This is a genomic window from Tessaracoccus antarcticus (assembly GCF_003688855.1).
Taxonomy (GTDB): domain Bacteria; phylum Actinomycetota; class Actinomycetes; order Propionibacteriales; family Propionibacteriaceae; genus Arachnia; species Arachnia antarctica.
In genome coordinates this window covers 98,843-110,258 of the sequence record NZ_REFW01000002.1, presented here as the reverse complement: position 1 = coordinate 110,258, position 11,416 = coordinate 98,843, and the positions used below count along the sequence as shown (strand labels likewise).

Below are 11,416 nucleotides of genomic sequence, written 5' to 3'. Positions count from 1 at the left end.
CGTTCACGTGCCTGAGATCCCCGATTCCGCAAATCCGCTCGGCCCGGCCCTGCTGGACGCCATCTCCCGTGAGCTGACGCTCTTCCTCGACACGCAGGAAACCACCACGTCACAGGTGGTGACCGGTGAACTGCTGGAGCTTGCGCGCACCTTCACCGATGGTGGCAAGCGCCTGAGGCCCGCGTTCTGCTACTGGGGGCATGTGGCGGCCGCGGGGCATCCGCAGGACCCGACGGGGCTGCTCCGGGCGTCAGCGTCGCTGGACCTGCTGCACGTCTCCGCCCTCGTCCACGACGACATCATCGACGCATCGGACACCCGCCGCGGCATCCCCGCGGCGCACCACCAGTTCGCCGCACACCACGTCGCGCACCACGGCCGCGGCGACGCGGACACCTTCGGGAGTGCCGCCGCGATCCTGCTGGGCGACCTCCTGCTGATGTGGAGTGTCGAACTCTTCGAGGACAGCGACCTCGACCCCGGCAGGATGTCCAGGGCTCGAACCCTGCTGTCCACCATGCGCACCGAGGTGGTCTGCGGGCAGTACCTGGACGTGGGGGCCTCCTTCGGGGTGACCGATGTCACGGACCTGGAGGCGGAGATGGAGGTGGCGCGGCGCATTCTGGAGTACAAGACCGCCCGCTACTCCGTGCTGCGTCCCCTGCAGGTGGGGGCGGCCCTGGGCGGCGGGGACGACCGGCTCGAAGCCGTGCTGGCGGAGATCGGATCGCTCGTGGGTCGCGCCTTCCAGCTCCGCGACGACGTCCTGGGGGTGTTCGGGGATCCGCACGTCACCGGCAAACCAGCGGGCGATGACCTGCGCGAGGGCAAACGCACGGTACTGGTCCTCACCGCCCTGCAGCGGGCCGACGCGGCGCAGCGGTCCGCCCTGGACGATGCGTTGGGCAACCTGGCGATGTCCGACGGGCAGTTGCAGGCCGCCCGCGCCGCCATCGGGGCCACGGGGGCCCTCGCCGAGGCGGAGAGGATCATCGCCGACGACGTCGACCGCGCCGTCGCAACACTGCGTGCCACGTCCATGACGGACGAGGGCCGGACCGCCCTGATCCGGCTGGCCCAGCTGAGCGGGCAGCGGGACCACTGAGTGACTCCTGGGTGCGTCCCAGCACGTCGGCTTGGCTTCCGGGCTGGGCGCCGTGCTCAGGCCCGCAGTGCCCCGCGCCGGTAGTCGGGGGTGCGCTCATCGTCGGCCCACGCCCGTGAGACGGCCTCGGCGATGCTGCCGACGACGTCCGCGGCATCGTCCCTCTGAACGATCTCGTCGGTCAGTGCGATGCGACGCGCACCGGCGGCCAGGCATCCCGCCACCTCACCGGTGAAGGGTGTCGCCACGGCGAACCAGGGCACCGCACCCGCCGTGAGCGGAGGCTGCAGCGCCACGGCAGCAGCCAGGAGGTCACCGGGCAGGCCAATGGCGGACCCGACGAACAGGTAGTCGAAGTCCTCCCCGGGGGACTCCAGCGCGCTCTCGTGCAGGACGTCGACGCCCCGCAGCCCCCACTCGTGACCTTTCGTGTGCGCCCGCACCCAGTGGCGGCGGCGGAAGTGCACCACGTCCGCGGCGGCCGGCTCCGCCACATCCTCGTCGTCGGTTCCCAGCAACAGGCGGGTGTGGGCGAACCGTCGGCGAAACGTGCGCAACGTCTCGACGTCGTCCTTCACATCGCCGGATCCGCCCAGCAACAGGAGATCGACGCCCGCGGCAAGCACCGGCGCAAGCGCCTCAACATCGGCCCGATCGGCATGCACGTGCAACGCCACCTTCGCCAGGGACAGGCGGGTCGCCAGGGAAACCAGAGCAGTCATGCCCCCACCCTAGGGGGACACGCCGGGCGCGCCGCTTCACGCTCTGTCATCAAACCCCTCTACAATCGGCCCACGGGCTGACACGGCCTACTTACCCTTGAGGCGTGTTTTGGAGACTGCGTTCATGAACAGCACTTACGACCCGTTGGTCGGCCATGTGCTGGACGAACGATACGAAATCCTGGCGAAGCTGGCACGCGGTGGCATGGCCACGGTGTACCGGGCGCGGGATCTTCGACTGATGCGCACCATTGCCGTCAAGATCATGCGTCGCGATCTCGGCGAGGACGACGACTTCGCCGCCAAGTTCGACCACGAGGCGCGCGCGGCGGCCACCCTGAACCACCCGGCGGTCGTGGGGGTGTTCGACCAGGGCACCGCGCAGGGTCAGCCCTACATCGTCATGGAGTTCGTGGAGGGCGAGACGCTGCGCCGGCGCATCAGCAGGGAGGCCCCGCTGCGCCCCGAGAAGGCGCTGGAGTTGATCGAGCCCGTCGTGGCGGCGCTGGCGTGCGCCCATGAGAGCGGGCTCGTGCACCGCGACATCAAGCCGGAGAACGTCCTCATCTCCACCCGCGGCCAGGTGAAGGTGGCCGACTTCGGCCTGGCGCGCCTCATGACGTCCCCGCAGATGACCGCCACGGGCGTCCTGGTGGGCACCGCCAGCTACCTGCCCCCGGAACTCGTGACCCATTCGCGCCCGGACTCCCGCAGCGATGTCTATTCCGCAGGCGTGGTGCTGTTCGAGATGTTGACGGGCAAGAAACCCCACACCGGCGAGAACAACTACCAGATCGCCTACGCTCACGTGAACGTCGACATTGAGAAGCCGTCGGCGACGCTGGCCGAGGTGGGACACAGCGGCTGGCGCATCCCCGACTACGTGGATGCCCTCGTGGAGGCCTGCACGGCCCGCGACCCGGACTCCCGGCTCTTCGACGGCAGGGTGATGCTGGAGCGCGTGCGCCAGGTACGCAAGGAACTCTTGGCCACCGGCGGCCGCGACAACCCCGTGCTGGCGGCACAACTCAGACCGCACCCCTCCGTGCCGGGCGATCTCACCCAGCCCATCCAGCCGCGCCCGGATGCGAGACCCCGACCCCTGGCCGACGGCGAACTCCAGGCTGCCGCCGGCGGCGGGAACGGGCCTGTGGAGGCGCGTGCATGGCACCCCCTCTCCCCCGGATCACCTGCCTCCCCCGCCCTGACCCGCAATGCCCGCCAACCCATCGCGCCCAACCCCGAGGACTCGGGACGCCAACCGCGCATGCACCGCACACCCGTGTTCCCCAACCTCCACATCTCCCAGAACCCGGTGCACCGCCGACGCCGTGGCGTCCTGCTGCTGCTGCTGGTGCTGCTCGTCACCGCCGGCGCGGGCGTCGGCTCCTGGTGGTTCACCGCAGGACGCTTCACCACCGTCCCCAGTGTCACTCAGGTCAGCGAGGCGGCAGCCCGGAAGGCGGCCGACGTCAACAATGTGGGTGTGGACACCGTCACGGCGTACTCGGAGGATGTTGCCGCCGGACTCGTGATCTCGACGGATCCGGGCGGCGGAACCAGGATCCTGCGCGGCGACACCATGACCCTGGTGATTTCGCTGGGCCCGGAGCGATTCGGCATGCCGAAAGTGGTCGGCTCATCCCTGGATGAGGCACGGGCCGCGCTGGAGTCCACCAACCTCGCCGTCGGCACCGTGACGGAGACGTTCTCCGACGACGTGGCAGCGGGCGTGGTCATGTCGGCCTCCCAGGAACCGGGCACCGCGCTCAAACGCGACACCCCCATCGACCTGACCGTCTCCAAGGGCCCTGAACCCATCGCCATCGAAGCCTTCGTGTACCGACCCGCGACCACCGCCAAGACCCAGCTCGAGAAGGCCGGGTTCACGGTCAAGGTCACCCCCGAGAACTCGGACACCGTGACGAAGGGCCTCGTCATCTCCCAGACGCCCGCCTCGGGCACCGGCAGGCGCGGCGACACCATCACGCTCGTGGAGTCGCTGGGCCCCGTCATGGTGGAGATTCCCGACGTGAAGTACAAGAGCACTGAGGAGGCCACGCGGATCCTGGAGTCCGCCGGCCTCGTGGTGGAGGTGGAGAATGTCACCGGCTTCCCGCTCCCCAGCCAACTCGCCGTGGGGACCCGACCGCCCCCCGGCACCAGCGTCCCCGACGGCAGCACTGTGGTCCTCCTCGTCGCCTGAGCCGAACCTCCCCCACTAGGCTGCGAAGGTGACCTCGAACCGCATGCCGTGGGCATTCGCAGCCCTGCTGGTGGCGGCCATGGCGTGGGGTTCCACGGTGGTGGTGGCCAAGAGCGCGTTCGAGTCCATCTCCCCCATCAACCTGCTGGTGGTCCGGCTTGTCCTGACGGGCGTGGTGCTCGTCGCCGTGTTCTCCACCCGGCTGCGGATGCCGCGTGCCGTCGCAGTGCGCGGGATGGTGCTCGGGGCTCTGTTCACCGCCGGCATCGCTTCCCAGATCATCGGCCTGCAATACACCCCGGCGTCCCTGTCAGGGTTCGTCACCGCCAGCTACGTGGTGTTCACCGCCATCATCTCCGCGGTCCTGCTGCGCCAGCGCCAGCCCGCCACCACGTGGCTCGCGGTGGGTCTCACCATCGTCGGGATCGTGATCCTCGCGAGTGGTGCCAGCAGGGGTGACGCAGGATTCGGCTTCGGGGCAGCGCTGACGCTCTTCGGCGCGGTGATGTTCGCATTCCACATCGTCCTGCTGGGCCGCTGGGTCAGGCCGGAGACGGTGCAGCAGCTCACCGTCATGCAGGCCCTCATGGGGACAGCCGTGGCGCTGGTCGTCGTCCCGTTCACGGGTTTCGACATGCCGCGCGACCCCATCCTGTGGGGGCAACTGCTCTACCTCGGCATCTTCTGCGGCGCCGTGACCCTGTTCCTGCAGAGCTGGGCGCAGAGCTACGTGGCCGCCACACCCAGCGCCGTGATCATGTGCTCGGAGCCGGTGTTCTCGGCCATCTTCGCCATCGGGTTCGGGTTCGAGCCGCTCACCGTCCACATCATCGTGGGCGGCTCGCTCGTGGTGGTGGCGCTGCTGCTGACCGCCTGGCCGCGCAAGCGGGGTCGGGTCATCGACGCCCTCGTGGAGGAAGTCCGACGGCGTCGCTCCCGCCCGGCGTAGCCGCGTGCCCTGCGGCCCTGCGACCAAGGCCAGGGAAGTTCCCTAGACTCGGGTCAAGCCCCCCACACTTCGAGGAGTCAACCCGGTGAACAACGTCGTCGTGCTGCTGCTCGTCATGCTCGCCATCGCCATCATCGTCGGCGGTATCTGGTACTACACCAAACGCCGCTACATCAAGTCCATCGAGGAGCGCGGCTGGACGTGGGTGGAGTCACCGGGCATCGACATCATCATCGGCCTGAACACGGCCCCCTTCGGGGTCGGGTTCGAGCGCAGGGTCGACGACCAGGTGATCGGCCGCGGACCCGCCGGTGTGCCCTTCCAGGCTTTCCGGTACTCCAGTGACGCGTTCAGCAGCAGCGGCTACGTGGTGAGCATGAAACTCCCCAAATCCCTGCCCGAGGCGTCGGCGTTCCTGCCCGACATGCCACGCGCGGGCGTGTCCGGGGCACTCGTGACGTCCTCCCCCGTGCACGTGGTTGCCCGTCGGCCGGACTTCGGCCGGGAGTTCGCCGCCGCTGTCATCCCCGCCCTCGGCGGGCTGCGGGACAGCCAGCAGCAGGCCATGAGGGTGGACGTCGGGGTGGACCACGACCAGCTCGTGATGCTGCACGTGCCCCGCAAGCCGGAAGACCTCGAACTGGCCGTCGCCTGGCTGGAGGGGGTCCAACAGGCCCTCACCTCGTCGAACGCCATGTCCTTCGACGGCACGCCACCCCCGCAGCACCTGTCCTTCCAGGACCGCGAACACTGGGTCTACCGCCCCTACGACGACTCCATGCTTTCCTACGTGAACCATTCCTCGGGGGGGTCCAACCACCAGGCCAAGGACATCATCGTGTCCGACAACCAGGGCCTGCCGTTCATACGCCTGACCCACACGTGGGAGACCACCTACACCACCACCGATTCCAAGGGCAACACCACCACCCACACGCAGAGACACACCGAGCACATCGCGCAGTTCCGCACCACGTTCCCGTTCCGGGAGGTGTCCGTGAACTGGGGGCTGTTCGGCGGCTTCGGCGGCAACAAGGTGGAGTTCGAGTCCACGGCGTTCAACCAGCGTTTCAAGGTCCGCTGCCCCGTGCCACGGTTCGCCTCCGACGTGTTCCACCCGCGTCAACTCGAGTACTTCCTGCGCACCGGGGGTCTCGGCTTCATCATCGAGGGGGACGGCACCATCCGGGTGGAGGGCGGCGACTGGTCACCGGCGGAGCTGGACAGGACCTCGGAGTTCCTGCACGGCTTCTTCGCCCGCATCCCCGATTTTGCGTGGAAGGAGCTGGGCGCCTGGCCCCGCCCCATCGCCGAGATCGAGAACTACAGCGCCTGAGACAGCACCGCTGCGACGACGGCGCCGGCGTCCCGGCACTGCCGCGCAGTCACGTCGAGGTGTGTGACGGCACGCAACTGGTGGGGCCCCAGCACGCTGAGCCGCACGCCGGCGGCCTCGCACGCTGACGCGGCGGAACGGGCGTCGCCTGTCTCGAGGAGGACCACATTGGTCTCGACGGTGTCGACGTCCACCGCTGAGGGCACCCTGTCCGCGACGGCGCGGGCGAAGGACAGGGCGGAGGCGTGGTCCAGGCCGATGCGTGGCAGGTTGTGCTCCAGCGCCCACAGTCCGGCGGCGGCGAGGATTCCCGCCTGCCGCCAACCACCGCCCAGTCGCTTGCGCTGCACCCGGGCTCGCGCCATGTCAGCGGCCGAGCCTGCGAGCACGGTGCCGATGGGGGCACCGAGCCCCTTGGAGAGGCAGAGGGTGACGGTGTCGAAGAGCCGGCCGTAGTCGCCGAGGCTGAGCCCCGTGGTGGCAGCCGCGTTGGCCAGGCGTGCACCATCCAGGTGGCGGGCGATCCCCAGCCGGGCCAGTTCGCCGCTGAGGCGGGTCACCTCGTCGACATCCTGCACGGTGCCGCCACCGAAGTTGCTGGTGTCCTCCACCTCAACGGCGGAGGTCTCCACGAGGTAGGGTCCGCAATCGAGTGCGAGCATCGACAGCACGTCCTGCGCCACCAGCCTGCCCCGCTGCGAGGCCCAGGTGCGCATGGTCACGCCGTGCAGGGCGCCGTGGGCACCCATTTCGGCGCGGGCGATGTGGGCCAGGGAGTCGCACAGCACCTCCCCGCCGGGTGGAACGTGCAGCCAGATGCCCAGCAGGTTCGCGAGGGACCCCGTGGCACAGAACAGCGCGGACTCGTGCCCCAGCAGGTCCGCGGCGCGCTCCTCGAGCTCGGCCACCGTGGGGTCCTCGCCGTAGACGTCGTCACCGACGGGGGCCGCCACCATCGCAGCAAGCATCCCCGCCGACGGGCGGGTCAGGGTGTCGCTGCGGAGGTCGATCACAGGTCGCGGGCGTGGAAGGCCTGGACGGGATTGTCGTGGCGAGCGCGTCCGGCACGCAGCCTGGCCGCGACCATGAACGCCAGTTCCAGCGACTGGTTGCGGTTGAGCCGCGGATCGCAGACCGTCTCGTAGCGGCTTCCCAGGTCCTCCTCGGACAACTGGTGCACACCTCCCACGCACTCGGTCACGTCGTCACCCGTCAGCTCGACGTGGACGCCGCCTGGCCAGGTGCCCAGCGCATCGTGGACGTCGAAGAAGCCGTGGACCTCCTCCACCACATCGGCGAAGGCGCGGGTCTTGTACCCGTTCGTGGATTCAAAGGTGTTGCCGTGCATGGGGTCGCACACCCACGCGACCTTGCGACCGCTGGCTTCGACGGCCTCCACGATGGCGGGCAACACGTCCCGGACCTTCGACGCACCCATCCGTGTGATGAACGTGATGCGGCCGGGGATGCGGTCGGGGTCCAGTCGATCAGCCAGTGCCAGGGCATCGGCGGGCGAGGTGGTGGGGCCCAGCTTGATACCCAGGGGGTTCTGCACGCGGCGCAGCAGCTCCACGTGGGCGCCGTCGAGCTGGCGTGTGCGCTCCCCGATCCACAGCATGTGCCCGGAGACGCCGTACAGCTTCTGCGAGCGTGAGTCGACGCGGGTGAGGGCGCGCTCGTACTCGAGCAGCAGCGCTTCGTGGCTGGCGTAGAAGTCGATGGTGGACAGGGCCCGGTCGTCGACGCCGCAGGCGACCATGAATGCCAGGGCACGGTCGATCTCGCTGGCCAGCTCCTCGTACTCCGTCTCCACGGAGGAGTTGCCGACGAAGTCGCGGTTCCAGGTGTGGACGCCGCGGAGGTCGGCGAAGCCGCCCTTGACGAAGGCGCGCACCAGGTTGAGGGTGGCGGCGGAGGCGTTGTACATGCGCACGAGCCGCTGCGGGTCGTGGACCCTGGAGGCCTCGCTGAAGTCGAAGCCGTTGATGGCGTCGCCTCGGTACGACGGGTACGTCACGCCGTCGCGGGTCTCGTTGCCGTTGCTGCGCGGCTTGGCGTACTGGCCGGCGATGCGGCCCACCTTGACCACCGGCACCTGCGCGGCGTAGGTCATGACGACGGCCATGGAGAGCTGGACGAGCAGCTTGGCCTTGATGTTGTCGGCCGTCACGGCCTCGAACGATTCAGCGCAGTCACCCCCCTGCAACAGGAAGGCGCGCCCGTCGGCGACGTCGGCCAGCTTCTGGCGCAGGTCATCGCACTCGCCCGCGAACACGAGCGGCGGCAACTTCTCCATCGTGTCGATGGCGGATTCCAACGCTGCGGGGTCCGGGTAGGACGGCTGCTGGACCTGTGGCAGGGCACGCAGTTCTTCCCGGGACATGATGGAGGACATGGCCGTCAGGCTACCGCAATGCGCAACGCTGTCCCGACCGCAGCCCCGGCCGTGGAACACCTCACTCGTCCGGGTTGTGGAGGCCCTGGTCGATGGCGTAGAGCGTCAGTTCCACCCGGTTGTGCAGCTGCAGTTTCCGCAACACGTTCTGGACATGGTTCTGCACCGTGCGGTGCGAGACGAACAGTTCCTCCGCGATCTCCCGGTAGGCAAGCCCCTTCGCGACGCGGCGGAGCACCTCGATCTCGCGGGTCGTGAGGATGGGCCCCTCCTCGTTGTGGGCCCGCGCCACGTTGACGAGGCGTCGGAACTCACCCAGTACCAACCCCGCGAGGCCGGGTGTGAAGACGGCGTCGCCGTCGGCGGTGCGCTGCACCCCCTCGATGAGTTCGGCCTTGGACGCCGACTTCACGAGGTACCCCTTGGCCCCGGCACGCATGGCCCGCAGCACGTCGTCGCGTTCCCCCGATGCGGACATCACCAGCACGTGCAGGTCGGGGAACTCTTTCAACAGAATCTCCGTGCAGGTGGCGCCGTCCGGGTCGGGGATCTGCAGGTCCATGACCACCACCTGCGGCCGGGTCGCTCGCGCCCGGGCCAGGCACTCGGTGCCGTTCTTGGCGACGGCCACGATTTCGAATCCCACCTCGGTGAGGTCCTCGCTCAGCGAATCAATCCACATGGGGTGGTCATCGACCAGCATCACCTTGTTGCGTTTCACGTCATTCCCCCATGTCCACGGGGAACCGCAGTTCCCACTCGGTGCCCAGTCCGGGCGTTGACTTCAGCATGGCAGAGCCCTGCAGTGCGGACATCCGGCCGACGATGGAGTCGCGGATTCCGAGCCTGCCGCGGGCGGAGGCATCCGTCACTGCGTCGGCGCTCATCCCCGTGCCGTTGTCGCGCACCCACAGGATCACCTCGTCGTCGCTCTCCTGGTCCAGGAGCACCCACACGGAGGCATCCGGTCCGGCGTGCCTCTCCACGTTCGTGAGTGCCTCCAGCAACGTGGCCTCCACCTCGTCCACCACCCGCCGGCGCAACATGACGGTGCCTGCCATGGTGGACACCGTCACCCGCGCGCTCTGGTACTTGTCGAGAGCTGCCGCCAGGTCCACCAGCGAATCCGGGGCATCGTCGCCGATCTCGCGGTCCTGCAACAGGTTCCGCAGCTGCGACTCCGACTCCCGTGCCAGCGACGCCAGCCTCATCCCGCGGGGGCCGAGCGACGGGCCCTCACGTTCGACGAGCGCCAGCACCTGCAGCGCCCCGTCGTGGACGATGCGGGCCAGTCGCTCACGCTCGGCGAGGGAGGCATTGCGGACACGGTTTCGCTCCTGCTCCGCAAGGGTCATCCGGAACTGGCTGATGAGGGCGCCCAGGCAGAACGTGGTGGCGAGGATGAGCACCACCATGTCGATCCGGCGCAGGGTCAGGTACGGAGGCACCGCCACGTACGCGGCGGAGATGATCACCGCCTGCAGCATCCCCCACCGCGTCGACAGCAGGATGGCGGCGTACACCGCGCAACCCCCGCCCCAGTAGGCCGCCAGCGTCAGTGGCACGTCCCCGCCCTCAGCCACCAGGGGCGTCGCAAGCACGACGGCGACGGTGACGAGGAGGTCGGCGACGAACACCCAGGGGGTGCGGCGGCGGGGCCGGCGCAGCAGGATGGACACGAGTACGGTCCAGGCCGCGATGACGAAGCAGACCAGCACCACGCCCGGCTTGTTGTGTGCCTCGGGCAGGACGAGGAAGAGGTTCAGGAAGATCGCGTGCAGCGCCATGACGGCGCGCACCGTGGTACAGACCGTGTAGACCCGTCCGAGCACGTCGTGGGCGTGGCGGAACCAGGCCCGCGAGGCCCGCAGCCGGCCGCTCCCTGGTGGTGCGACGGCCTCGTTCCGCTGGTTCACTCCGCGTCGTCCCTGACCACGGGCAGGGGGGCCGGGCCACCGCCGGGGCGGGGCAGCACGTGCGCGTCGGAGCCGGTGTCCTTGAGGTCCCCGTACTTCACCCGGCTGGCGTAGACGTCGGCGTACTGCTGGCCGGTGAGCCGTTGGATGGCCGCGAGGGTCTCGTCGGTGACCCAGCGCAGGGCCTTGGTCTCCCTGTCGCGACCGGCGAGCTCCGAGAAGTGCAGCGGCTCACCCACGATCACGATGGGGCGGCTGACATAGGGGATCCCGAAGAGTCCCCGGCGTGTCTCCGTCCCCACGACGCCCACGGGCAGGACGGGCACGTCGTTGGCCAGCACCATGCGCGCCAGCCCCGTCTTGCCCTTGTACAGCCGGCCGTCCGGGGAGCGCGTGCCCTCGGGGTAGATGCCCACCAGTGCGCCGGTGGCCAGCACCTCGGAGATGCTGTCCAGCGCCGTCGCGCTGGCTCGGCCACCGCCGCGATCCATGGGCACCATGCCCACGGCCTTGAGGAACCATGCGACGAGGGCGGCCCCTGGGCCTCCCTTGCCGGTGAACAGCTCAGCCTTGGCGGGGTAGGTCACCCGGCGCGGAACCATGGCCGGCACCACCAGCGAGTCCATCGTGGCGATGTGATTGCTGGCGAGGATGGCACCGCCGCTGCGAGGCACGTTCTCGGCGCCGATGATCCGGGCCCGGAAGCCGTACTTGACGAGCGGCCTGAAGATCGCGGCCTTGAAGATTGCGTACCACACGCTGTCTGTCCCCTCTGGCGGATTCGAGG

General features: G+C 69.1%; 10 protein-coding genes and 1 pseudogene. 5 read left to right on the top strand and 6 right to left on the bottom strand.

Annotated elements, in window-relative coordinates; all coding sequences use genetic code 11:
• Window positions 1–7: 7 nt before the first annotated feature.
• Window positions 8–1,105: a polyprenyl synthetase family protein gene (locus EAX62_RS07815; RefSeq protein ID WP_233557866.1), complete on the top strand. Its 1,098-nt coding sequence runs from the start codon at window positions 8–10 to the stop codon at window positions 1,103–1,105.
• Between the two features lie 56 nt (window positions 1,106–1,161).
• Here the strand turns inward: EAX62_RS07815 and EAX62_RS07810 are convergent, their stop codons facing one another.
• Window positions 1,162–1,827 carry a hypothetical protein gene (locus EAX62_RS07810; protein ID WP_121901141.1) on the bottom strand — a complete coding sequence of 222 codons (666 nt, stop codon included), beginning with the start codon at window positions 1,825–1,827 and terminating at the stop codon, window positions 1,162–1,164.
• Window positions 1,828–1,951: 124 nt separating this feature from the next.
• On the opposite strand from EAX62_RS07810, the pseudogene pknB reads away from it, so the two are divergent.
• The 4 genes and pseudogenes from pknB to EAX62_RS07795 all read left to right on the top strand — a co-directional run.
• Window positions 1,952–3,811: pseudogene (gene pknB / locus EAX62_RS07805) on the top strand (Stk1 family PASTA domain-containing Ser/Thr kinase); the annotation flags it as partial.
• 30 nt (window positions 3,812–3,841) lie between these two features.
• Window positions 3,842–4,033, top strand: coding sequence for a PASTA domain-containing protein (locus EAX62_RS17510; protein WP_407703320.1), 192 nt, complete (start codon window positions 3,842–3,844; stop codon window positions 4,031–4,033).
• A 28-nt stretch (window positions 4,034–4,061) separates the two neighbouring features.
• Entirely contained in the window at window positions 4,062–4,982 is a 921-nt protein-coding gene (locus EAX62_RS07800) for a DMT family transporter (protein ID WP_147454057.1), read from the top strand.
• A gap of 85 nt (window positions 4,983–5,067) precedes the next feature.
• Complete coding sequence (locus EAX62_RS07795; RefSeq protein ID WP_121901138.1) at window positions 5,068–6,318, top strand: hypothetical protein; 1,251 nt, start codon at window positions 5,068–5,070, stop codon at window positions 6,316–6,318.
• Here EAX62_RS07795 and EAX62_RS07790 read toward each other — a convergent pair.
• The 5 genes from EAX62_RS07790 to EAX62_RS07770 all read right to left on the bottom strand — a co-directional run bounded on the left by EAX62_RS07790 (window position 6,306) and on the right by EAX62_RS07770 (window position 11,387).
• Entirely contained in the window at window positions 6,306–7,331 is a 1,026-nt protein-coding gene (locus EAX62_RS07790; protein WP_121901137.1) for a threonine aldolase family protein, read from the bottom strand. The two genes, EAX62_RS07795 and EAX62_RS07790, sit on opposite strands and share 13 nt — an antisense overlap.
• Window positions 7,328–8,713: a class II 3-deoxy-7-phosphoheptulonate synthase gene (locus tag EAX62_RS07785; RefSeq protein WP_121901136.1), complete on the bottom strand. Its 1,386-nt coding sequence runs from the start codon at window positions 8,711–8,713 to the stop codon at window positions 7,328–7,330. Before EAX62_RS07785 ends, EAX62_RS07790 begins: the two co-directional genes overlap by 4 nt.
• A gap of 61 nt (window positions 8,714–8,774) precedes the next feature.
• Window positions 8,775–9,416 carry a response regulator gene (locus tag EAX62_RS07780; RefSeq protein ID WP_121901742.1) on the bottom strand — a complete coding sequence of 214 codons (642 nt, stop codon included), beginning with the start codon at window positions 9,414–9,416 and terminating at the stop codon, window positions 8,775–8,777.
• Between the two features lie 19 nt (window positions 9,417–9,435).
• On the bottom strand, window positions 9,436–10,629 hold the full coding sequence (locus EAX62_RS07775; RefSeq protein ID WP_121901135.1) for a sensor histidine kinase: 1,194 nt from the start codon (window positions 10,627–10,629) through the stop codon (window positions 9,436–9,438).
• Window positions 10,626–11,387, bottom strand: coding sequence for a lysophospholipid acyltransferase family protein (locus EAX62_RS07770; RefSeq protein WP_121901134.1), 762 nt, complete (start codon window positions 11,385–11,387; stop codon window positions 10,626–10,628). The genes EAX62_RS07775 and EAX62_RS07770 overlap by 4 nt, the downstream gene beginning before the upstream one ends.
• Window positions 11,388–11,416 lie beyond the last annotated feature (29 nt).

Bases quoted from the DNA above. Each gene is read 5' to 3' on its own strand.
- EAX62_RS07810 (WP_121901141.1), bottom strand. From the start codon at position 1,827: ATGACTGCTCTGGTTTCCCTGGCGACCCGCCTGTCCCTGGCGAAGGTG.
- EAX62_RS17510 (WP_407703320.1), top strand. From the start codon at position 3,842: ATGGTGGAGATTCCCGACGTGAAGTACAAGAGCACTGAGGAGGCCACG.
- EAX62_RS07785 (WP_121901136.1), bottom strand. From the start codon at position 8,713: ATGTCCTCCATCATGTCCCGGGAAGAACTGCGTGCCCTGCCACAGGTC.
- EAX62_RS07780 (WP_121901742.1), bottom strand. From the start codon at position 9,416: ATGCTGGTCGATGACCACCCCATGTGGATTGATTCGCTGAGCGAGGAC.